The organism is Chelatococcus sp. HY11, assembly GCF_018398335.1.
GTDB lineage: Bacteria > Pseudomonadota > Alphaproteobacteria > Rhizobiales > Beijerinckiaceae > Chelatococcus.
This window is the reverse complement of record NZ_JAHBRX010000001.1, coordinates 2,903,129-2,925,432: the sequence shown is the minus strand read 5'-3', so window position 1 is coordinate 2,925,432 and position 22,304 is coordinate 2,903,129. Positions and strand designations below refer to the sequence as shown.

Below are 22,304 nucleotides of genomic sequence, written 5' to 3'. Positions count from 1 at the left end.
GGGAGAGATTCCATGGCTTTGCTGATTGAAGGTGAGGAGCGGATCACCGCGCCGGTTCAGGTTGTATGGGATGCGCTGAACGATCCGGCCATTTTGCAGCAATGCATCCCCGGCTGCCAGTCCCTGACGCTGACGGACGCCGGCGCCATGGAGGCGACGGTCGTTCTCAAGGTCGGGCCGATCAAGGCGACTTTCGCCGGTTCCGTGGCATTGACCAATCTTGATCCGCCCAACGGCTACACCATACAGGGAGAAGGGAAGGGCGGCGTCGCCGGCTTTGCCAAGGGTGGCGCGGACGTCGTGCTGATCCCGGATGGCCCTGAGCACACGCTTTTGCGCTACACGGCGAAGGCGGATGTCGGTGGAAAAATCGCGCAGCTTGGAAGCCGGTTGATGATGTCGACCGCCAAGAAACTATCTGGAGAATTCTTCTCCGCTCTTGGACGAACGATAAGCGCGGACGCAGATAGATAATATTAATATGATGAATATTATTTAGTATAAAGTATTTATCTCCTTCTCCGAAGAAGGTGTCTATTTTTGGATAAATTTTCGCTTTTTTGGTGAAGTGCGTTCCTTATTCGGATGTATACCGCTTTCGCGGCGTCAGAAGGGCCGGCCGCTCGCCTCGATCATTGCCTACTCAAACGCGACATCGCAGAAGCGGCTGGAAACCGGTCGCTTCCGCTTTGTCGCGCGTGTCGCTTGACCGATCGGGATGACCATACTACCGTATGACAATCTAGAACAAAGAACCGAGCCGTAGCTCGATGCGGCCGCAATCCGGGAGGATCAGAGATGGCGGAGCCTGTTCACGTTGGCATCGTTGGGCTGGGGCGCTGGGCGCGGGTGTTGACGCGCGCTGCCAAGAAATCGAATGCGATCAAGATCGTCGCGGGCTTCAGCCGCTCAGAGGAAAAGCGGCAGGCTTTCACCCGTGACACCGGCATTCCGACCACGTCGGATCTGAAGTCGTTGCTCGCCGATCCGTCGATAAAGGGCGTTATCCTGACGGTGCCGAACGAACAGCATCTGCCGGTTGCCGCCGAGGTCGCGAAGGCCGGCAAGCATGTCTACACGGAAAAGCCCATCGCCAGCACGTTGGAGGATGGCCTCGCCATCGCCGCCCTTGAGAAGGAGCACGGCGTAACGGTCACGGTCGGGCATAGTGCCCGTCTGATGGCGGGGGTGCGCCGCATCCGCGAGGCGATTGACGCCGGAGAACTTGGCCGCGTCGCGCTGATCGAGGCGAATTTCTCGAACGAGCGCGCTTTGGAACTCACGCCGCAGACATGGCGCTGGTACAAGCACCGCGCGCCGGGCGGCCCGTTGTCCCAGCTCGCCATTCATATGTTTGATCTTGTCCATTACATCGGTGGCGAAATATCCGAGGCGAGTTCCATTGCCTCAAAACTGTCGCCGGTGGGCGCGGAGGTGGATGATCAGTCGTTGACCTTGCTGAAATTCCAGGACGGCAAGGTTGCCTATGTCGGCTCGAGCTGGACGTCGCCCGGCATCTTTTCGCTCAGGGTCTTCGGCGCCAAGGGGCTGATGCATTATGAGATCGACTTCGGCGTATGGGATACGCCGGATGAAATCCATAAGTCTTCTTCGCTCTACATCCAGCGTGGCAAGGACGGCTTTGGGAAACGTGAAGTCCTAAAGGACAGTGAGAGCGACATGTTCCGCATCGAGCTCGAACTCTTTGCCGAAAGCTGCCGTTCGGGCAAGGGCAACGAGTTGAGCGCCGACAACGGCAACGTGGCCGTGGCCTGCGTCTATGCGGCTCTCCAGTCCATCGACGGCAACGGGCAGCTGGTCAAGCTCTCCGACGTCATGTCAGCCGCCCGCGCCCGGGCCGGCGAGGGCGACCGCCATGTCGCCTAGCGCCTTGCCCAGTCGCTATTTCTGGGATCTGACGCAGCCGGAGATCGCCGAGCAGTTCAAGCGGCATCCTCTGGTCATCCTGCCGGCGGGAAGCGTGGAGCAGCACGGCCCGCATCTTCCGACCGGAACGGATATCTTCGCCGCCAACGTCATTTCGCACGCGGTGGCGGAAAGGCTCGATGGTCTGGTGCTGCCGGCGCCGGCCGTCGGGGTGACGCCGATGCATATGCCCTTCGAAAGCACGATCACCCTGTCGCCGGATACCTATATGCGGGTGGTCTCCGAGATCTGCGCGTCGACGGCCCAGCACGGGGCGCGCTATCTCCTGATCCTCAACTGGCACGAGGGCAATATTCCCTCGCTCGCGATCGCGGCGGAGGATCTCCACCGCAAGCACGGCATGACCGTGCTGACCGTTCAGGCCTGCTATGTCGCGGCGGACATGTACGGGCATGAATGCAACGGCCTGACGCATGGCGGCGAGATCGAGGCGCTCGCGGTCCTCGCCTATCGTCCCGAGCTGGTGCATCTCGATCGGGTCGCCTACTGCTCAGACCAGTCCCATGGCTTGAAGATGGACAAGCTGCGGCGCACCAAGAGCTATCAGCCGGTATTGACCGATATCCGCTGCATCGCCCCGACGGGCTGGTATGGCATGCCGCAGAAGGCGACGAAGGAGCGCGGCAAGGCCATGCTCGCGGCGCTCGCCGATGCCATCGCGAGCGAGGCCAGGGAAATCTTTGGCCTTCTCGATGATGTGCTCGGCGGCACGGCGGAAGTCACCGAGATCAGGCGGGCGATGCCGTGACCCGGCTGGTGCGGGCTTCCGACGGCCGCCGGCTGGGGCTCCCCGGCCGCAGCGCGCGAGAGATCGCGGATGGGGGCCTCGGCGATGCGATGACCGTTCGTCATGTCGAGATCGCCATGAGCCAGCCCGGTTCGGTCCAGCGCGGCCCGCATGTCCATAGCGACGTCGCCGAGTGCATCTATGTCCTCAAGGGGGCCGGCGTCACCGAGACGGAAAGCGGCAACTTCGCGCTACAGCCCGGGGATTGTGTGATCGTGCCGGCGGGAGAACTGCACGTGACGCGAAATACCGGCGCGGGAAGCCTCGAACTGCTGTGCTTTTTTGCCGTCGGAGAGATCGCGACGCGGACGCGGGAATTCGCATCCTGGGATGAAGCGAGGGCGTCACGATGAGCTTTGATGTCCTGTGCCTCCGCCCGGAAGCCGACTTCACCCGCATCGGGGTGGAGCCGCCCCGCAGCCTCGCGATCGCCTATCGCGCGCCCGGCGACGCCGACGTCGTCGGACTGCTCGGGCAAGCCCGCGCGCTGGTCATTCCCGCGGTGGGGCCGAAGCTCGATCCGGCGCTTTTCGCCGATACGCGCTTGCGCCTCGTGCAGGTGACGGGAGCCGGAGTGGATCGCCTCGACCGGGAGAGCCTCGTTCACCAGGATATTCCGGTCTGCAACGTGCCGGGCGGAAGCAACGGCGCGTTGGCCGAATACGTCGTGACCTGTGCGTCGGTGTTGCTGCGTCGCCTGATGTGGTCGAGCAACGAGATCCGCCGGGGTAACTACGTCTCCTTCAGGGCCCGTATGGTCGCCGACAATCTTGCCGGCATCGATGGGCTCATGGTCGGCCTCGTCGGTCTGGGGACGATCGGCCTCGCGGTGGCGGATGCCTTCGCGAAGGTGGGCGCCCGGCTCGCCTACCACGATCCATCGCCACGGGATGCGGAGGCCGCGCGTGGCCTGGGCGCGCGCGCCATGTCGTTCGATGATCTTCTCGGCGCGGCCGATGTGGTGAGCCTGCATGTGCCCTTGCTCCCGCAGACCACCAATCTGATAGGCGCGGCAGAGCTCGCGCGGATGAAGAAGGGCGCGATCCTCATCCAGGCTGCCCGTGGCGGCATTGTGGACGAGGAGGCACTGGCGGCGGCGCTGGCGTCCGGCCATCTCGGCGGTGCGGCGGTCGATGTCTACGGCAAGGAGCCCCCGGAACCGACACATGCGCTGCTCGCCTTGACCGGTGAGGCCGTGGACCGGCTGATCCTGACACCGCATATCGCGGGCGTCACACGCCAAGCGTCCGCGACGCTTTTTCAACGCGCCTGGGACAATGTCGAACGTGTGCTCATTCAGGGCATGCCGCCCGACTGCCGCGTTTTCTGAAACGCGTCCGTGCTGCGTCGCTGAGTATTGTACAAGGTGAGTGCCTGATGGAATAATCAAATACAGACAATAATGATTGCGCGAATGGCAATCAAACAGGGGAGAAAAACGTTATGGCTTGGACACGCCGGCCGATTGACTTGCAATCGGCCTATACGATTGTTTCCCGTAGAACTTGCCTCACTTTCGCGGCCGTTGCCGCGCTGGGCCTCTGTGTACAGGCCCCGGCTCATGCCCAGACGATGACGGCGCCGGAAGGCAGCATCGAGATCACGGTTGGATCCGGCCCCGGCGCCACGCCCGACGTCATCATGCGCCGCGTGGCGAAGATCCTGAACGAAGACAAGATCGTGACAAACCCGATCGTGGTCCAGAACCGCACCGGTGGCGGGTGGACCGTGGCAGCCAACTATGTTCTCGGCCATCCCGGCAACAAGAACATCCTGTTTGGCGTCGTGCCGACGGTCTACGCGACGCCGATCGTGCAGGGGCTGCCGAATACTTATGAAAAGGTCACCCCGCTCGGGATGCTGGCGCGCATCGACCTTCTCGTCGTCGTCCGCGCGGACTCGCCCTACAAGACGCTTGCGGATTTCGTGAAGGCCGCGAAGGAGAAGGAGAGGGCGCTCTCGATGGCCGGCGCCAATGTCGGCTCCACGGACCACATCGTCAACGCGCTCATCGAGAAGGCAGGCGGCGTCAAGCTGAACTATGTCCCGTTCGACGGCGGCGGCGGGCAGATCATCTCATCCCTGCTCGGCGGGGTCGTCACGGCCATCACGCTGCCGCCGGACGAGGCGATGCCGCTGTTGCAGGGCGGCAAGGCGAGGGCGATCGCCGTGCTGAGCGAGCAACGGCTGACGGAACCGTCGCTGAAGGATGTCCCAACCGCCCGCGAGCAAGGCGTGGATGTCGTCTGGGGGCAGTACTACGGCATCGCAGGGGCGCCGCAGTTGGACCCCGCCATCGTTGCCTGGTGGCAGGACAAGTTCACCAAAATGGTGGCGACGCCAGCCTGGGCGGCCATGATGAAGGACATGTATCTGACCAGCGCCTATGTGCCGGCGAACGAGGCGCGCCCGGCGATGGACAAGGTCTATCAAGGTTTCGCTAGCGTTCTCTCGGAGTTGGGGCTGGCCAAGAAATAGGGAGGGCAGCATGCGACGCATGGATATTGCAGCCGCCATTTTCCTGCTTCTGTGCTCGGCGCTGGTTGTCTTAGGCACCCGGCACCTGCCGTATTGGGCCGACTTCGCGCCGGGACCTGCCTTCGCCAGCATCTGGGTGGCCGTCGCCGGTTTTGCGATCGGCGCCGCGCTGCTCGTGCAGGCTTTCCGCCGCGACAAGCATGTTCCCGTCGACTGGCCGGATCGCGCCGGCGCACGCCAGGTGCTTCTCGGCATCGGGACGCTCTGGCTGCTTCTGATCCTGATGCCCCTGCTGGGTACCGCTTTGAGCGGCCTGATCTTCGTTGCGCTCTTTCTGCTCGTTGTCGCGCGTCGCCCTGTCGTTCCGTCGCTGATCACATCGGTCGTGACGGTCGCGCTGATCGAGGGGGTGTTCGGTCTCTGGCTCAATGTCGATCTGCCGAAAGGCCTCGTCGGTTTCTGATGACGAAACCGGCCAATCATAGAACAAGGCCACGTGATGGAATCTTTTGGTCTGCTCCTGCACGGCTTTGAAGTCGCGCTCACGCCCTCGAATCTCCTCGCGGTCTTCGTCGGCGTCCTGTTGGGACAAGTCATCGGGGCCTTGCCCGGCATCGGCCCCTCGCTGGGCATGGCGCTGCTCTTGCCGATTTCTTTCGGGCTACCCCCGATTACAGCGATCGTCCTTCTCTGCGGGATCATGTATGGCGCGATGTACGGCGGCACGCTGACATCGGTGCTCATCAATGTTCCTGGTGAGTCGTCCGGGATCATGACCACCCTCGAAGGCTACAAACTGGCGCGGCAAGGACGAGCGGGAGCCGCATTGTGCATCGCGGCCATCGGCTCCTTCATCGGCGGAACCATCACGATCTTCCTGCTGATCTTCGCGGCGCTCGCCATCAGCAACTTCGCGCTCAACTTCGCACCGCCGGAGTATTTCCTCCTGGCGGCGCTGGGGATAACCGCGACCGCCAGCATGGGCGAGGGTTCGCCCATCAAGGCGCTTTTCATGGCGGTGATCGGCCTCATGATCGCGCTCGTGGGTACGGACCCCATTCTGGGCACCGAACGGCTGACCTTCGGTCAGGTCGACCTCTTGGACGGCATTGATTTTCTCCCCATTGCGATCGGCGTCTTTGGCATCGCGGAAGTGCTGGTGTCGCTCGAACGGTTGGTCGATCTCGAGCCCATGAAGACACGGCTGCGTGACCTCTGGCCGCGCTGGCGAGACTGGGTTGAATGTCGCATGGCGATTGTTCGTGGAACGGCCATCGGGTTCGGTCTCGGCCTTTTGCCGGGGGTTGGGCCGACGGCATCCACTTTCATCGCCTATGCGGCCGAGCGGCGCTTCAGCAAACATCCGGAGCGCTTCGGGAAGGGCGCGCTCGATGCAGTCGCCTCAGTCGAAACCGCGAATAACGCGTCCGTCGTCGGATCGCTGGTGCCCATGCTGACGCTTGGCATCCCGGGTTCCGGCCTGACGGCGGTGCTGCTCGCCGCCTTCACCCTGCAGGGCATCAGGCCCGGCCCCTTGCTGATGACCGACCAGCCGGATCTGGTCTGGGGCCTCATCGCCAGCATGTTCATCGGCAACCTGATGTTGCTGATCCTCAATCTGCCGCTCGCGCCCCTTTTCGCGTCGCTGCTGCGCGTTCCCTATGCCTATCTCGCGCCCGGCATTCTGCTGCTGTCGATCGTCGGCGCCTATGCCACCAACCTTCGGCTTTTCACCGTGGGTCTCGCCATTGCTTTCGGTGTCATTGGTTATGTGATGATCAAGGCCCGGCTGCCGCGCGCGCCACTGATCCTGGGTATCGTCCTGGCGCCGATCCTCGAGTCGTCGCTGCGGCAATCCATGATCCTGTCCCACGGCAGCCTGGATATCTTCGTGACACGGCCGCTGGCGCTCGTCCTCTTGCTCACGGTGATCGCATCGCTCGCCCTGCCGCTCATGAGCGGTCTCTGGCGCGCCACACGACGCGCCCGCGCGCAGGTTGGCATTCCGACAACGTGAGGCTGGAGGCGGTGCATTGCAGTTCGGCCGGTTTCACGGCAAAAGTGGCGCGGATGTCATGGTAAGGCATGCCAGTGTAGTCTGGCGTTACGTCTTGCCCGGTTGAGCGCTTTCGGGAGTCCATTGCACGTGTCGTCCGTCAATGTCAGTCGCTCACTCGGAGAGGAAGCCCTTCCGACCATCGAGAAGGATGCCGCCCCGCTGCGGCGCAAAGTGGTCGATACCTTGCGGCTTTCGATCGTCCACGGTCGTCTGGCGCCGGGAGCGCGGCTCGTCGAGCGGGAGTTGATCGACATGCTCGGCGTCTCACGGACCGTGGTCAGGGAGGCGCTGCGCCAGCTCGAGTCCGAGGGCCTGATTGACGTCGTTCCCAACAAGGGCGCCGTGGTCCGCAGCCTGACTTTGGCGGAGGCCAGGGAAATCTATGCGATCCGTGCCGTTCTCGAGGGGCTGGCGGCGCGGCTTTTCTGCGAGAACGCCGCTAAGGCCGAGCATCAATCCCTGGTGGCGGCCTGCGAAGGCGTCGCCGCCGCCTATAAAGGCGGCGATGCCTCCGCCATCATCGAGGCGAAGAACAAATTCTACGACATTCTGGTCAGAGGCGCGCGCACCGAAACCCTTTGGCGCATGATCGGTGATCTGAACGCGCGCATCTGGCGCTGGCGCGTTCTGGGCTTGGCCCATCCCAAGCGCTCGCCCAAACGCTCGGCTGAAAGCGTTTCAGCGATGTATGCGCTGGTCGAGGCAATTGAAAAGGGCGACGCGAAACTTGCCGAGGACCTCGCGCGCGCCGAGGTTAACCGCGCCGAGGTCGAGGCCACGCGCTTGGTTGCCCAGGAAGGTGCCGAGGGTCTTTAATCCCTTTACTTCTTTGCCGTATGAGAACGCCATTGCAACGGCGCGCGTCGATGTGTCATCCAATGCGCAGGCAGCAGGAAGGGCGTAAGGGGCATTTGACGCCGGAAGAACAACGTCGCTATCGCCTGGCGAAGCGCAGGATTCGTGAATTCGAGCCTGTACCGGTCGTCGTGGCCAAGAGAGGCGCGGTTGAGATATGCCGCCTCGATGACGCGGTGATCCTGCTTATTGGAAAGTGGCCGCCGGCTTTTGCGACCAGCGCCAAGAGATTAACCGCCATATCCCTCTGCCGCGAAGCTCTTGAGGGGCGGATCTGGCCTGATATCGCGCGCAAGGCTTTCGTGTCCGCCGCAGAGGAAGCCGGCCTCCTGAATACCGCACCGCCGACCGCCGGTCCGCAGGAGCGCGCATAGCTCAGTCCCTGCTTGAGGGATGCGTATAGGGTGACGAGAAAATTCACCGCCTTGAATGGAATCGTCTGATGCCATCCAAGGCGGATTTGGCTTATCGGCCGACCGCGAAATCCTGCATGCCGCGCGGGTTCGCGGCGGAGCGCAGGATGGGGGCGCCTTCGATGGCCTCGCGCCCGACGGCGCACAATCGGCCGAGCGTCCAGTCGCCAGCCACGGTCACGTCATGGCCGCGCTTTTCGAGGGCTTCGATGACACCCCGCGAGAAGCGCCCCTCGACGGACAGCGACCGAGGCTTGAAGTCCCGCGGCCAGAACGAGGCGACCAGATGGCTGGTGTGGAAGGTCGGTGCGTCGATTGCCTGTTGCAGCCCATAGCCGTGGTGCAGGACCCGCAGCAGGAAGGCCATGGACCACTGCTCCTGCTGGTCCCCGCCCGGGGTTCCGAAGCCGAGATAGGGCAGGCCGCCCCGCAGGACCAGCGTGGGCGTCAGTGTCGTCCGCGGGCGCTTGCCGGGGGCTAGCGACGAAGGCAGGCCCGGCGTGAGCCAGAACATCTGGGTTCGCGTCGAGAGCCCGAAGCCAAGCTCCGGAATGACCGGGCTCGCCTGCAGCCAGCCGCCCGACGGGGTGGCGGCCACCATGTTGCCGAACCGGTCCGTCACGCAGATGTGGCAGGTATCTCCCTCGCGGCGTTCCACATGCGCAGCCAGCGCGGCTTCCGCCAGGCTCCCGCTCGCAAAGGTAGGCTCCCCGATGGCGCCCGTGAATGTGGGCTCGCCGACACCTGCCGGTGTATCACCAGCCACGGCCTCCCGCAGGGGAACCGGGGTAGGTAATCGGCCACCCGGCGCGCCTGGCCGGAACTCGGCCGAACTCATGGCGGTGACGAGCTGGCGCCGCTGCGCGATATAGTCCGGGTCGAGGAGCGCCGCGAGCGGCGCGTCGCCATCACCCAGCCAAGCATCGCGATCGGCCAGGGCGAGCTTGCCTGTCTCGGTGACGAGATGGACGAATTCGTCGCCCAGCGGATCGAGCTCGCCGAGCGGAAAGCCCTCGAGCAGGCCGAGCCATTGCAGGAAGGCGGGCCCTTGCGTCCAGGCACCGCATTTCAGCACGGTCACGCCGTTGTAGTTGCGGCTGACCGGCGCGTCATAGCTCGCCCGCCAGCGCGCCAGATCATCCGCGGTGAGAAGGCCCGCGTGGCGCTTGCCGGAGGAATCGAGCACCGGTTCGCGACCGGCCCGGTCGATGGCCTCGGCGACAAAGCCTTCATACCAGAGCACTTCCGCCTTCTCGATCTCCGCCTCGCGACTGCCACCCGCGCTCTCGTCGACGATCCGCTGATAGGTCGCCGCCAACGCCGGGTTACGGAACAGCGCGCCGGCTTCCGGCGCCTTTCCGCCGGGGAAATAGACTGCCGCCGAACTTGTCCACTCGCTCTCGAAGAGCGCGCGCATGGATTCGATCGTACGCGCCACACGCAGCGTCAGGGGAAAGCCGCCGCCCGCGAGTTCGATAGTCGGCTCCAAAATGTCCCTCAGGCGCAGCGTCCCGTGGTTTCGCAGCAGCAGAAGCCACGCGCTGAAAGCTCCAGGCACGCAAGCCGCCAGATGGCCGGTGCCGGGCACCATATCGAGCCCCAGTTCGCGGAAGCGCTCAGGCGTCGCGGCCGCCGGTGTCACGCCTTGCCCGCAAATTCCCTCGGCCTTTCCCGTCCTTGCGTCATAGAAAAGGATTGGCACCTCGCCGGCGGGGCCGTTGAGATGGGGCTCGACGACCTGCAGCGCGAAGCCGGCCGCAGCCGCCGCGTCGAAGGCGTTGCCTCCCCGCTCCAGGATGCGCATGGCGGTCGCCGCCGCGAGCCAATGTGTGGCCGCGGCGCAACCGAACGTGCCGCGGATTTCCGGCCGCGTGGTGAAGGGACCGTTGGAAAAGACCGTGACCATGGCTCAGGAACGGAAATAATCGGGGCGTTTCAGGACTATGGAACGCAAGCTTGCCGAAAGGGGGCCGTCGGTTTCGGTCGCGGCCTTCGCGGCCGCCCAGGCGGGATCGTCGCGGAAGGTGTCCCAGCCGACTTTCATCGCCGCCTCGTCAGCCCATTCCATCACGTACCAAATCTCGCGGGCGCCATCGGTTGTTTCCCAGTAGTCGTGAACCTTCAGACCGTATTTGGCGAGAAGTGGGAAGACATGCTCCTCGAAACGACGCGCCAGGGCGTCGGCCTTGCCTGCCACAGGGATGTAGTGACGAAGTTCATAGATCATTGATCGGTATCCTCCTGCCTGACCGAAAATCCGAGCATCCTGCCGTCAGCGGTCATTGGTGTCTGACGTGGTCCGCGAGGCGCATGAATGTCTCGGGTCCAAGAGCGACCTGCCGCGTCTCCGCGCCATGAACCAGGGTTAGAAGCTGGTCCAGACAAGGCGTTACGATGGCGTGCCGACGCGCTGTGGCCACAACGGGCGCCAGCATCGCGTTCACCTCCGTCGGGCGATGAAGCTCGGCGAGGTCGCGCCAGATGCCCGTGCGCGTGTTCTCGTAGCGACGCCAGGCCGCGCGCTGCCCTGCCCACACGTCATCGGGCCCGAAGGCGAGGCTGTCGCGATCGAGCAATCGCATTGGCTCAAGGCCGTCCGCCGGTTCAAGCCGCGCGTGCTCCGCGAGCGCCACCGCGACCACCTCGCTGCCGGCGGCGGCGAGAATGGCGCAAATGCCGGGGTCGTCGTAGAGCGCGAGGACGTCGCGATCGGCGAGCGCCGTCGCCGAGTAGATCGCGGCAAGGACGAGCTTGCCCCAGGCATGGCCGATGATGTTGTCGGTCAACTCGGCCGGCTGCAGGTGGCTGAGCAGGGCGACAGCCTCCTCGGTGCGCGGTCGTGCCATGCCGTCGATTTCGCCGGCATGTGTTTCGCCATAGCCAAGGAGCGCGAGCCTGCCAGGCGATTTGTAATGCGCGCCGATGGCAATCACCGCGCCGATGGTGCGCTCGGCCCCGACAGCCTCGGCGACGGCGAGCATGCCGAGACCGTTCTGCAGCGGAAGCACCCAGCCATCAGGCGAGAGATGCGCCTGTGCCGTGGCGAGCGCAGCGTCAGTGTCCTTGGCCTTCACTGCCAGGACGACGCGGTCGAAAACTCCGACCAGCGTCGAGGGATGATGCGCCTCCAGCCGCACGTGGAGCGGGCGCACCCCTGAAACCACAAGGCCGTTCTCCCGGATCTCATCGACATGGGCGGCATTGCCGTCGACGGCCACCACATGCTCGCCTGCTGCCGTGAGGCAGGCCGCGAGCGTGCCGCCGATGGCGCCGGCGCCGATGATCAGGATGGGCCCCTTGGTGGCGATCGTGTTCATTTGAAATTGGCGTCGAAGGTGAGCGGCACATGCGTGCGGCCGCAATGGGAGCCGCCGTTGACCTCGAGCGTCACGCCGTTGATCCATTCCGCGTCGTCGGACGCGAGGAAACTAACGGCCCGGGCTATGTCGTCCGGCCGGCCTGTCCGCCCGAGCGGGATGCCGCGCAGGCTGAGATTGATGTAGGCGTGATTCTCAGGGCTTTCCTCCTCGACCACATGGTCGAGCACGACACCCGGCGCCACGCCGTTCACGCGGATCCCCTCCCGGCCGAATTCAATGGCGAGCACCTGCGTCAGCATGTTCACGCCGGCCTTGGCCGCCGCGTAATGCGCGCTGCCGGCGCGCGCAGACGTGCCGGCGCCCGACGATATGTTGACGACCGCGCCGCGCGTCTTCGCGGCGATCCAGCGTCGGCCATATTCGCGGCACATCAGCATGGCGCTGCGCAGGTTGAGCGCCATGGCGCGGTCCCATTCCTCGACGGTCATGGCGACAACCGGCTGGTTCAGGTATTTGCCGGCGCAGTTCACGAGGATATCCACGGGCCCGGCCAGCCTCTCCGCTTCATCGACCATTCGCTCGACGTCGTTCTCGTCGGTGACGTCGCCGATCACGGCCGCGAGCAAAGGACTATTGGCGTCGGTGTCTGAAACCAACGCGGCCAATCCCTCGGCATTGATATCGGAGGCGACGACCTTCGCGCCTTCGCGCCTGAGATCCGCGACGATAGCGCGGCCAAGAAGACCGGCGGCTCCCGTGACAAAGGCGGTATGTCCAGCAAGGCGCATGGTGTCAGGCTCCCTTCCCTGAAGCAAGATCGGCGAGGCAGGCATCAAGGGCCGCATGAGCCTCGCGCAACGCGAAGAGGACACGGTTCACGCCGCGCCGCGCGGCGACGTTCGCGAATTTCTCCGCGTCCGATCCTGGGCTCGTGGTGGCAAGCCGCCCAAGCGCCGCGAGCGAGGGATAGGCGGGTTGTGCGAGCGCCGGGTCGTGGTCGAAGCGGTCGCCGGATGTGTAATCGACCGGGACAAGCGCGCGCGACACCGCCATGAGGCAGGCATTGATCCGACCGGCCTGCTCTTGCGTGTGTTCGCCTGCGGCCCACGCGGCCAGCGCCTCTGTGCGGGTCCTGAGCCCTTCGGCGCGGGTCCGGAGCGGCGCGAGATCGAAACGATCGCCCAGGTCCTTTGCGAAGCCATCGATCTGCGCAAGGAGCATGTCGGCATGGGCCGCATAGTCGATAGGCAGGATACTGGCGGTCAGCAGTCCCGCCACGGCATGAAGATAGACGCGCGTGTCGCGGACCGCGATCGCCTCGTCCATCTTGTCGAGGGTGTCTTCCGGCGTGTGCCACCACCAGCCGGTCCCCGCACCCTGCTTGTTCGGGCCGCCGAACAGGAAGGACGCGGCTGGCGCGGCGCCGCTCGCGGGATGCTCGCCGAGATTGGAGAACATCGCGGGAATGCCGACGCCCCAGAACGACTGGTCCCCCGCCCGTGTGATGCGATGGCCGAACAGTTCCTGCTCACCCTCCGCGCGGATGACCTTGCGGCTGAACGGCACGAGCTCGGCCGCCGCCTGCACATCCGTCAGGACCGTGTTGCCCTTGGCGCAGGTGGAATCGATGTTCACATGCGCGACCGCGCGGGTGGCGAGCTCTTCCCAGTGTGTATCGGCATACCATGTAGAGCTGGAGTAGCGCCCCTGCGAATGGCCCGACCAGAAGAAAATCTTGAGTCCCCGCTGCCAGCCGTTCCGCGCATCGGCGCTCAGCCGGGCCACTTCGAGCATGGTGGCATTGGCGCCGCCATTGTCCATGACGCCGTAATACCAGGTGTCGTGATGACCGGAGAACAGGACGAAGGGCTCATCCGCGTCCGCGTCGGGGCGATCCAGCGACGCGACGAGGATCGGCGTCTTGCGCCAGCCCGTATCGACAGTGGCATTCAGCGTGACCGGCGTCCCGGGGGCAGCGCCGAGCTTCTCCTTGAGGCGATCGCCATCGGCTTTCGCCAGCGTGACGACGACGGTCGTGGGGAGGTTGCCAGCGGTCTCGTCCGTCGGGCTGCCCCATACGGGAGAGATGCACATCTCATGCGCGTGGACGCTCGGGCTCAGGTGGATCTGGCCGATCGCCCCGGCGCGGCCGGCGCGCTGCGACACCGCGGGCGTCGCGATGCCCTCCACCAGCACGATCTTGCCGCGCACGTCGCGCGCGGCGAAATCCGCCGGGCTACCCGAGCCGATCGGGATGACCTCGCCTTCGAGGCCGCCTGTTGGAGAACTGCGCGAAAACGACTGGGTGATGGCGGGCAGCGTCTCTCCGGCGATGGAGACCGAGGCCTCGCCCGGCAGGCTGATATAGGCATCGTGCAGGATAAGCTCGGTCGCGTAGCCATAGCCGTCGAGCTCCGCGCGGACATAGGCAAGGCTGTCCAGCTCACCCTGCGTTCCCGCATGTTTGGTCCATCGCGCGAAAGCCGCGAGATGCTTCATCAAACGCGGGCCTTCGACGCGCGCGGCGAGCGCGTGGAGCTCGATGTCATTCATGGTCCGGGTTCCGCTGAGGTCTGCAGGGTCGTGATCTTGCGTCGGCCGAGCACGAGGCTCGTCAGGACGAGCAGGAAGATGGCGAATACGATGAGGACGGACGAGAGCGCGGCGATGGTGGGATCCTGCCAGCGCTGGAGATAGAGGAACATCTCGATCGGCAGCGTGCTTTCGCCCGGCCGCATCAGGAACATCGTGGTTTCGACCTGATCGAAGGACGTGACGAAAGCCAAAAGGCCGGAGATGAAGACGCTGACGGAGATCTGCGGCAGGATCACCTTGAGGAAGGTCGGCAGGGGCCTCGAGCCGAGATCGAGTGCGGCCTCCTGGAGCGACCAGTCAAAATTGGCCAGGGATGCCGCGACGATGGCAATGACGAAGGGCACGCAGATCAGCGTATGCGTGAGAACGAGGTTCCAGCTGCTGCCGTAGAAGCCGATCTTGACGACCAGCATGAAGACCGCGACGCCAAGCACCATCTTGGGCAGAACGACGGGCGACAGGAAGATCGCCTTGAGCGCGGAGTGCCCGCGCGGCCGATAACGGACCAGCGCGTAGGCCGTCATGGTGCCGACCACGAGTGATGCAGCGGTGGCAACCAACGCGAGGACGAGGCTCCGCAAGGCGGCGACGTAGAAGGTCGTCTGCGCGGCGAGGTTGGCGTACCAGCGCAGGGAATAGCCCTCCGGCGGGAAAATCGCGTAGCTCTGGGCGGAGAACGAGGTCAGGATCACGATGGCCAGGGGCGCCAGGATGAAGACGACGGCCGCCACCGTGAAGATCCCGAGCGCGAGATGCCGCCAGGCCGGCAGTCTTTTGCCGCGTGCAGTGCGAGCCGCCATCACACAGCCTCGCTGTATTTCGACAGGCGTCCGAAGGCGACCACCGCGATAAACGCCATGACGAGCAGGCAGAGCCCGCCGACAGCCGCGACCGGCCAGTTGATGTCACTCGTCGCGGTATAGATCTGGATCGGCAACACGAGCACGCGCCCCCCGCCCAGGATCGCCGGCGTGACGAAGGAGCCGAGCGACAGGGTGAAGCAGATCTGCGCGCCCGCCACGACCCCTGGAAGCGTGAGGGGCAGGGTGATGCTGCGGAATGTCTTCCACCAGCTCGCGCCGAGGTCTTCCGCCGCCTCGCGCAGCGTCGGGTCGAGCCGCAACATGGAGGCCAGGATCGGGAAAACCACGAAGGGCAGGAAAACATGAGCAAGGCTGATGACCGTGCCCGTCATGTTGTAGACGAGGGAAACTGGCCCGGATGTCAGGCCGAGGCGGGTCAGGATGAAGTTCACCGGTCCCTGATCGGCGAGCACGACGGTCCAGCCATAGCTGCGGACCACGACGCTCACAAGGACCGGCGCGAAGACGATAAAGGCGATGAGCTTCTGCAGCCCGGGGCTGCGCATGCGCCACATTGCATAGGCGAGCGGATAGCTGATCACCAGGCAGAGCAGTGTCGATACCACCGCGAGCTGGAGCGTGTCGTAAATGGTGATGAGATAAAGCTCATCCGTCATGAAACGCCAGTAGGTCTCCAGAGTGAAGGTCTCTTCGAGCCGCCCACCCCGGAAACGATAGAAGCTGTAAAGCAGGAAAAGCCCGACCGGCAGGATGAAGGCCACCGCCATCAGGAGGCACATAGGCGTCAGCAGCAGCCAGGCCGAGCGCTCGGCCTTCGCGCGCGCCGCCGCGCCGCCCTCACGGCTTGAAGAGGCGGCCATCGGCGGGCTCCCAGGTGAGGGTGACGGGTGTGCCCTGGGTGAAGACGGTGGCGCCGGCGCCGTGGGGTTGCTCGGCGGTGATCTCCACCGGCGCGGCGTCGAGCCCCACCACATATTGCACGGTCGAGCCGCCGAAGATCATCTGCCGCACCACGCCGGTCGCCCGCGCCGATCCTGCATTGTCGGTGCCCGGGGTGCTGCCGCCGGCCGCGCCGATGCGCACCCGCTCGAAGCGCAGCGCCAGGGTCGCATCGCCGGCGAGCGCCTCGCGCGCCACCGCCGTGAAGGCGAGGTCGCCCAGCCGCACCCTGACAAGCCCGCCGGCCATGGCCGCCGCCGCAGGAGCCGCCACATGTGCCGCCGCATGTGCCGCCATCTCTGCGGCCGGCCCCTCCACCGTCACCGGCAGCAGATTGGCATGGCCGATGAAGCCCGCCACGAAGCGCGTCGCCGGCGCGTCGTAGAGCTCCTGCGGCGAGGCGATCTGCTCCACCCGCCCGGCATTCATCACCGCCACCTTGTCCGACATGGCGAGCGCCTCGCCCTGGTCATGGGTGACGAAGATGAAGGTCGTGCCGATCTCCTGCTGGATGCGCTTCAGCTCGATCTGCATCTGGTGGCGCAGCTTGAGGTCGAGCGCGCTCAGGGGCTCGTCGAGCAGGAGCACCTTCGGCCGCTTCACCAGGGCGCGCGCCAGCGCCACGCGCTGCATCTGCCCGCCCGAGAGCTGGCCCGGCTTGCGCGCGGCGAAGCCCGAAAGCCCGACGAGCGCCAGCGCGTCACCGACCCGGCTGCGGATCTCGGCGCGCGGCCGGCCCTCCGCCTCCAGCCCGAAGGCGACGTTGGCCTCGACGCTCATGTGCGGGAACAGGGCCCAGCGCTGGAACACGATGTTGGTCGGCCGCCGATAGGGCGGCACGTCGGTCATGTCCTGGCCGGCGATGCGGATCGCGCCTTCATCGGGCGCCTCGAAACCCGACAGCATCCGCAACGTCGTCGACTTGCCGCAGCCCGACGGCCCCAGCAGCGAGAAGAACTCCCCACTGCCGATCCCGAAGGAAATGTCATCGACCGCAAGATGCGACCCGAAGCGCTTCGTCACGCCAACGATTTCAACCGTTCCTGACACGTTGCAAGGTCCCGCATGCAAACTGGTTTTTATTTCAAAGATGGAGCGGCACGGGCCGTGAGGTCATCACGGCCCGCGACGGCTCAGCGCATCTTCAGTTTGATCTCGCGCGCCCAGCGATCGCGCCAGTCAGCGGCCACTGTCGCGATATAGGCGAAATCAATCTGAATGGCGTTCTTTGCGATGGCAGGATTGAGGATCGGGTTCTCGACCTGCTCCTTGGACAGGGTGGCGTTGGTCACGAGCGGAACCGAAGAGGTGACGAGCGCGTAGCGGCCAGCCCGATCCGGCGTGAGGAGCTCATTGAGCAGATCCTCGCAGACGGCGCGCTGGGCCGGCGTGACGCCCTTGGCGATCGCCATGTAGATCGGGAATGCGATCGCACCCTCTTTCGGCACGGCAAAGCCCACCGGAGAGCCTTCCTTGATCCAGACATCGGAGACGGACGAGAACCACGGTGCGATCGGCGCGTCGCCGCTGATGACCAGGTTTTTCAGCGCGTCATTGGAATCCACCAGCGCGCGAAAATTCTTGGCATTCTCGGACAGGAGCTTGAAGCCCGTGTCGGGGTTCTTCTCATCGGCGCCATTGAGCTTCGAGACAAGGCCGACAAGCCGCAAGTCGTTGTCGAAAGTAACGATCTTGCCCCGGCTGTCTGGGCTCCAGAGCACGCTCCAGGAGGTCGGCGGCTCTTTCATGACGCGCGTGTTATAGAGAAGACCGATCCCCATCGCCTGATAGGGAACCCCGCGTGCCTCGGGACGCGCATAGGTATCCAGCGTGTTCGCCATGTTAGGGATGTTCGCCTTGTTCAGCGTCTCCCACATGTCATCGGCGTCACCACGATTGATCGTGTCGGCATTGAAGAAGCCACAATGGACGAGCGGCTGGTCCGGTGTCGTACGACGAGCGGTGACCATCTTCGGATAGATGATCGCGTTTGTCGTCTCGACGATATCAATGCCAGCCTTGGGGTTCTTCTTGAGATAGTCAGCGATGACTTCCTTCGGAACCACATCTGAGCCGGACCCTGCGAACATGAAGAATGAGATCTTTCCATCCCGTTCGGCCTGCGCAAACGTCGGCGAGGCACTCGCCACGGCTGCCGCAATGAGACTTGTCGCGAATAACAGGGCTTTCGCCGCCATTGTTGCACCCTCTCTGTTTGTCGCTTTTGACGCCCTTGGCTGTGCATTTGCGCAAAAGTGACTTTATGATACGCAATGCATAATGCTAAACTTCGATTTGATACGCAGTCAATAGATTCATATGCGAATCTAATGCGCAAAGTAGGAATTTTTGAGCAGCAAGATGCCCATTGCGAAGCAGGGGGAAGGTGACGTGAACGGTCTGAATCTCGATGCACTGGACAAGCGCATCATCGCCGCGCTTTCCCAGAACGGCCGCCAGCCCTACCGTGAGATCGCCCGCGACTTAAAGGTGTCCGAGGCGACTGTTCGCCAGCGTGTCAGCCGCCTGACGGACTCAGGTCTCATCCGCATTGCCGCCGTTGGCAATTTCATCGCGCTTGGCTTCGACGTCGTCGCCCTCATTCACCTCAAGGTGCCGCCGGCCCATGTCGACGACTATGCCCGCCGGATCGCCGAGTATCCGTCCGTCCGCTTTGTGTCGATTTCCTTCGGCAGCGCCGACATTATCGTGCAGAGCCTGCACACGACGATGAACTCGCTGCATCATTTCATCCGCAAGGAAATGCCGGCGCAGATGCCGCATATTACCTCGGTCGAGGTCTTCCCGCAGGTGGAGACGCTGAAGAGTTCTTGGACCTGGGAAACCTGGTTCGGGCTTGAACAGGAGGAAGGATTCCAGTCCGCCTCGGTCGACGACCCCGAGTAGAACATCACGCATATCCCATCGCCGCGTCGGCCGACGACGCTCAAATTTGGATCGCCCCACGATGATCGTCGAGATTCGCACCTATACGTTTCGCTCAGGTACAATGGCTCAATATCTCAAGGCTTTCGAGCGGATAGGCTTCGCGTTGCAGAAGCAATATCTGGGCGAATGCATCGGCTTCCTCACCTCCGAAACAGGACCGATCGAGCAGGTGGTCCAGATCTTCGGCTATGTAAGCTGGGAGGATCGAGAGGTCAGGCGAAAGGCGCTCTATGCGGATGAAAGCTTCAAGACCATGAGCGAAGAACTGCATCCCCTCATTCAGAGCAAGGACAGCCAGATCTTCCGTTCGGTTCCGTTCGCGGCGCGATAGGGATCAAGCCAGACTTTGGCTTGTCACAGCCCCGGCGCGCGCGGCGCCCGGGGGCTGTGACATTTGTGCCCCACAGGCTCATCGCGCCTCGACGATCCTCGTCCCTGCCGGGCGCTACCGGCGGCAGGGCCGCCCCAGATATTGCAAAATCACCGACAGCCGGTTTTAGCACCGTGCGTGGGAGCGCGGTGAACGATGTTGCTTGGCGATGGCCCCGAGCGCCTTCGCTCATGGCGACGCGCAACGAAACGTCGCCGCGTCTTGACAGCGTTGGATAATCATTTAGATGATTTAAAAAAGCATTCTTTGGGAGGTAGCATGTCCGAACCGGCACGTCATATGCTGATTGCGGGAGCGACTGGCGTAGCGACCCAGTTTCTCATTGATATCGTAGGCGCTACTCCAGGGTGGAAAGTGACGGGCCTGTGTCGCAGGCCGCCCGAAAGCTCTCAGCCAAATGTGAGCTATGTGAGCGCTGATCTCCTTGATTTCGAATCCTGCAGAGAAGCCGTCGCTGGACGGGACTTTACCCATATCGTCTACGCCGCTCGCGCGCCCCACTCGCTCTATACCGCGATGAAGCCTTACGAGAGGGTCGGGATCGAGGACGTTCAGCCTAATCTCGCCATGCTGGAGAACATCGTGAACGCCGCGCGCGGCCCGGATCTGCGTCACGTCCACGCCGTCATGGGAAGCAAATGGTACGGGATACACATCGGGCCGGTCAGGACGCCGATGGTGGAAGCGGATGCTGGCCATATGCCGCCGAACTACTATTTCAGCCAGCAGAAGTTTCTGGAGGAAGCGTCGGCCAAGGGCGACTGGTCATGGTCAACCAGCCGGCCCAACGTCATCACCGGCACGAGGGACAGGGCTGGCCCGAATTTCATTTCGACGATCGGGGCCTATGCCGCGATATGCCGTCATCTGGGATTGCCCCTGGATTTTCCGGGAAAGCCTGGTCACTACACCAGTCTCCAGGAACTGTCGGACGCGGAGGTGCTGGCAAAATCGATCTTCTGGATGTGCCAGTCGAAGCAGGCCGAGAACCAGGCTTTCAACGTCACGAATGGCGATGTCTTCCGCTGGGAGGACATATGGCCGAACGTGGCACGCCATTTTGGCATGGAAGTCGGCCGCGTCAGGCACATGTCGCTCATCCAGTGGATGGCCGACAAGGGTGAGGTCTGGAATGATATCGTGCGGGAGAACGAGCTGCGGCCCTTGCCCCTAAACCAGGTCGCTTCCTGGGCCTTCGCCGATTTCGTCTTCAGTTGGGATTATGATGTCATCTCCTCGACGACCAAGATCAGGAAGGCGGGCTTCCATGAAATTCTGGACACCGGAGATATGATCCTGGCCCAGCTGGAAGACTTCCGGCGCCGCCGAATCCTCCCCTAGAGAATTTCCGGTGAACCGGAGTTCATCGGTAATTCTCTAGGTTTTGTTTTACGCATTTTCTTCACGCGAACCGGTTTCCGCTTCGCTCGAAAATGCTCTGGTTTCAATCGAGATTCGGCGTTTCCAGCTGTCACGGCCGGCAGTTTGCCTGCTCCGATTGTCTGGTCGTCTTTGCGCCCTCCGCGCGGCGCGAGAACGTTTCGATGCCGGGGCTAAAGCCGGGCCACGGTGAGCGCGAGCGTTTGGGCACGCGTTAAAAGCGTATCGAGCTCGATATATTCTTCCTCCGTATGGGACCCACCTCCGACAGGACCAACCCCGCAGAGGGTGGCAATGCCTTGAGCGCAGGGAATGCCCGCATCCGAGCAGCCGCCGGAGAACTCCTCGCCGAAGTGGCAGCCGAGCGACACGGCTGCGGTGTCATAGATCGCGTAGAGCGCGCGTTCGGCTTCCGACTGCACCAGGGGCAGGAATTCGCCGGTGATCGTCAGCTCGGCACTCGAGCCAGCCACGTCCTCTTCATCGACGATGGCCTGCACCGCGGCGAGCATGCGGTCCCGCTCGCTGGGCTCGATATAGCGAAGGTCAAGCTCCGCGAAGGCGTCCGGAGCCACGGTATTGAGCGTCAATCCACCACCGACGACGCCGACATTCACGGTCGTCCCGGCTTCGAGGTCCGTCAGGGCGTGAAGCCGGATGGTCTTTCGCGCCAGCGCCTCGATGGCGCTGATACCGTGGCTGAAATGCGATCCGGAATGAGCGGCGCGACCACGGACGTCGATGCGCATGAACAGTCCACCCTTGCGCCCGACGGTCACATTGCCGCTCGGACGGCCGGGCTCGCCGTTGAAGACCGCCCTCATGCCCGCGACCTCCCGGGCGATGACATCGCGGGACCAGGGCGATGCGATCTCCTCGTCCCCCGTGAACAGGCCTACGACAGGCCTGCGCGCGATTCCCAGCGCCGCCATCGCCGCGAGAACGAAGGCGTTGATGACCAGCCCTCCCTTCATGTCGGCGACGCCCGGGCCATAGGCGCGGTCGCCAAGGATGGTGAAGGGACGCCGAGATACCTCGCCGCTCGGGAAAACCGTATCCCGATGGCCGAGCAGCATCACCGGGGCATTGTTGCGGTCGCCCGAGGGGACGGTCGCGCGAATGATGTCGCCGAACGTCTCATGGGGAATGATATCGCTTTGGACCCCTGCGGCATCGAGGAAGTGGATGATGCGTGCGCCGACTGCATCAACTCCCTTTTTATCCAGGGTGTTGCTGTCGATATTCACGAGATCTGCCAATAATACGACCATGGCGTCTTGTCGCTCGGCGAACCATGCTGCGAGCGCTTTTTCCAGATCCGCGTCGGCCATCGCTTTTACTCCGAGTCGAAACCTCGCAGGAGCTGC

General features: G+C 63.8%; 23 protein-coding genes. 13 read left to right on the top strand and 10 right to left on the bottom strand.

From position 1 onward, the window contains the following. Window positions 1-12 precede the first annotated feature (12 nt). The 10 genes from KIO74_RS13400 (at window position 13) to KIO74_RS13355 (ending at window position 8,500) form a co-directional block, all read left to right on the top strand. Window positions 13-474 carry an SRPBCC family protein gene (locus tag KIO74_RS13400; RefSeq protein WP_213332454.1) on the top strand — a complete coding sequence of 154 codons (462 nt, stop codon included), beginning with the start codon at window positions 13-15 and terminating at the stop codon, window positions 472-474. A 324-nt stretch (window positions 475-798) separates the two neighbouring features. Then, entirely contained in the window at window positions 799-1,887 is a 1,089-nt protein-coding gene (locus KIO74_RS13395) for a Gfo/Idh/MocA family protein (protein WP_213332453.1), read from the top strand. Continuing rightward, window positions 1,877-2,695 (top strand): creatininase family protein, encoded by an 819-nt coding sequence (locus KIO74_RS13390; protein ID WP_213332452.1) that lies wholly within the window; start codon window positions 1,877-1,879, stop codon window positions 2,693-2,695. The genes KIO74_RS13395 and KIO74_RS13390 overlap by 11 nt, the downstream gene beginning before the upstream one ends. Then, window positions 2,692-3,087: a cupin domain-containing protein gene (locus KIO74_RS13385; RefSeq protein ID WP_213332451.1), complete on the top strand. Its 396-nt coding sequence runs from the start codon at window positions 2,692-2,694 to the stop codon at window positions 3,085-3,087. The genes KIO74_RS13390 and KIO74_RS13385 overlap by 4 nt, the downstream gene beginning before the upstream one ends. Next, entirely contained in the window at window positions 3,084-4,064 is a 981-nt protein-coding gene (locus tag KIO74_RS13380) for an NAD(P)-dependent oxidoreductase (RefSeq protein ID WP_213332450.1), read from the top strand. The genes KIO74_RS13385 and KIO74_RS13380 overlap by 4 nt, the downstream gene beginning before the upstream one ends. Before the next feature lie 113 nt (window positions 4,065-4,177). Continuing rightward, window positions 4,178-5,212, top strand: a complete 1,035-nt coding sequence (locus KIO74_RS13375) for a Bug family tripartite tricarboxylate transporter substrate binding protein (RefSeq protein ID WP_213332449.1) — start codon at window positions 4,178-4,180, stop codon at window positions 5,210-5,212. Between the two features lie 10 nt (window positions 5,213-5,222). After that, window positions 5,223-5,675: a tripartite tricarboxylate transporter TctB family protein gene (locus tag KIO74_RS13370; protein WP_213332448.1), complete on the top strand. Its 453-nt coding sequence runs from the start codon at window positions 5,223-5,225 to the stop codon at window positions 5,673-5,675. Between the two features lie 36 nt (window positions 5,676-5,711). Further along, a complete protein-coding gene (locus KIO74_RS13365; RefSeq protein WP_213332447.1) occupies window positions 5,712-7,229 on the top strand; it encodes a tripartite tricarboxylate transporter permease in 1,518 nt (505 codons plus the stop codon). 129 nt (window positions 7,230-7,358) lie between these two features. Further along, a complete protein-coding gene (locus tag KIO74_RS13360; RefSeq protein ID WP_291979827.1) occupies window positions 7,359-8,087 on the top strand; it encodes a GntR family transcriptional regulator in 729 nt (242 codons plus the stop codon). 62 nt (window positions 8,088-8,149) lie between these two features. Continuing rightward, window positions 8,150-8,500: a DUF982 domain-containing protein gene (locus tag KIO74_RS13355; protein WP_213332446.1), complete on the top strand. Its 351-nt coding sequence runs from the start codon at window positions 8,150-8,152 to the stop codon at window positions 8,498-8,500. A gap of 91 nt (window positions 8,501-8,591) precedes the next feature. Here the strand turns inward: KIO74_RS13355 and KIO74_RS13350 are convergent, their stop codons facing one another. From KIO74_RS13350 to KIO74_RS13310, 9 genes are all read right to left on the bottom strand, one after another. Beyond that, the gene (locus KIO74_RS13350; protein ID WP_213332445.1) at window positions 8,592-10,445 is read right to left on the bottom strand and encodes a gamma-glutamyltransferase family protein; all 1,854 of its coding nucleotides are present in this window, start codon (window positions 10,443-10,445) and stop codon (window positions 8,592-8,594) included. 3 nt (window positions 10,446-10,448) lie between these two features. Further along, window positions 10,449-10,766, bottom strand: a complete 318-nt coding sequence (locus KIO74_RS13345; protein ID WP_213332444.1) for an NIPSNAP family protein — start codon at window positions 10,764-10,766, stop codon at window positions 10,449-10,451. A 52-nt stretch (window positions 10,767-10,818) separates the two neighbouring features. After that, window positions 10,819-11,856 (bottom strand): ketopantoate reductase family protein, encoded by a 1,038-nt coding sequence (locus tag KIO74_RS13340; protein WP_213332443.1) that lies wholly within the window; start codon window positions 11,854-11,856, stop codon window positions 10,819-10,821. Next, window positions 11,853-12,647: an SDR family NAD(P)-dependent oxidoreductase gene (locus KIO74_RS13335; protein WP_213332442.1), complete on the bottom strand. Its 795-nt coding sequence runs from the start codon at window positions 12,645-12,647 to the stop codon at window positions 11,853-11,855. Before KIO74_RS13335 ends, KIO74_RS13340 begins: the two co-directional genes overlap by 4 nt. Window positions 12,648-12,651: 4 nt before the next feature. Further along, window positions 12,652-14,412 (bottom strand): M28 family peptidase, encoded by a 1,761-nt coding sequence (locus KIO74_RS13330; protein ID WP_213332441.1) that lies wholly within the window; start codon window positions 14,410-14,412, stop codon window positions 12,652-12,654. After that, on the bottom strand, window positions 14,409-15,254 hold the full coding sequence (locus tag KIO74_RS13325; protein WP_213332440.1) for an ABC transporter permease: 846 nt from the start codon (window positions 15,252-15,254) through the stop codon (window positions 14,409-14,411). Before KIO74_RS13325 ends, KIO74_RS13330 begins: the two co-directional genes overlap by 4 nt. Then, on the bottom strand, window positions 15,254-16,138 hold the full coding sequence (locus KIO74_RS13320) for an ABC transporter permease (RefSeq protein WP_213332439.1): 885 nt from the start codon (window positions 16,136-16,138) through the stop codon (window positions 15,254-15,256). Before KIO74_RS13320 ends, KIO74_RS13325 begins: the two co-directional genes overlap by 1 nt. Further along, window positions 16,116-17,267, bottom strand: coding sequence for an ABC transporter ATP-binding protein (locus KIO74_RS13315; RefSeq protein WP_213332438.1), 1,152 nt, complete (start codon window positions 17,265-17,267; stop codon window positions 16,116-16,118). Before KIO74_RS13315 ends, KIO74_RS13320 begins: the two co-directional genes overlap by 23 nt. 83 nt (window positions 17,268-17,350) lie before the next feature. Further along, entirely contained in the window at window positions 17,351-18,415 is a 1,065-nt protein-coding gene (locus KIO74_RS13310; protein WP_213332437.1) for an ABC transporter substrate-binding protein, read from the bottom strand. Between the two features lie 193 nt (window positions 18,416-18,608). On the opposite strand from KIO74_RS13310, the gene KIO74_RS13305 reads away from it, so the two are divergent. The 3 genes from KIO74_RS13305 to KIO74_RS13295 all read left to right on the top strand — a co-directional run bounded on the left by KIO74_RS13305 (window position 18,609) and on the right by KIO74_RS13295 (window position 20,898). Then, the gene (locus KIO74_RS13305; protein ID WP_213332436.1) at window positions 18,609-19,124 is read left to right on the top strand and encodes an Lrp/AsnC family transcriptional regulator; all 516 of its coding nucleotides are present in this window, start codon (window positions 18,609-18,611) and stop codon (window positions 19,122-19,124) included. 61 nt (window positions 19,125-19,185) lie between these two features. Next, a complete protein-coding gene (locus KIO74_RS13300) occupies window positions 19,186-19,497 on the top strand; it encodes an NIPSNAP family protein (RefSeq protein ID WP_213332435.1) in 312 nt (103 codons plus the stop codon). 195 nt (window positions 19,498-19,692) lie between these two features. Further along, a complete protein-coding gene (locus tag KIO74_RS13295) occupies window positions 19,693-20,898 on the top strand; it encodes an NAD-dependent epimerase/dehydratase family protein (protein ID WP_349629187.1) in 1,206 nt (401 codons plus the stop codon). Between the two features lie 212 nt (window positions 20,899-21,110). Here the strand turns inward: KIO74_RS13295 and KIO74_RS13290 are convergent, their stop codons facing one another. After that, window positions 21,111-22,268 carry a M20 family metallopeptidase gene (locus KIO74_RS13290; RefSeq protein WP_249730973.1) on the bottom strand — a complete coding sequence of 386 codons (1,158 nt, stop codon included), beginning with the start codon at window positions 22,266-22,268 and terminating at the stop codon, window positions 21,111-21,113. Window positions 22,269-22,304: the final 36 nt, after the last annotated feature.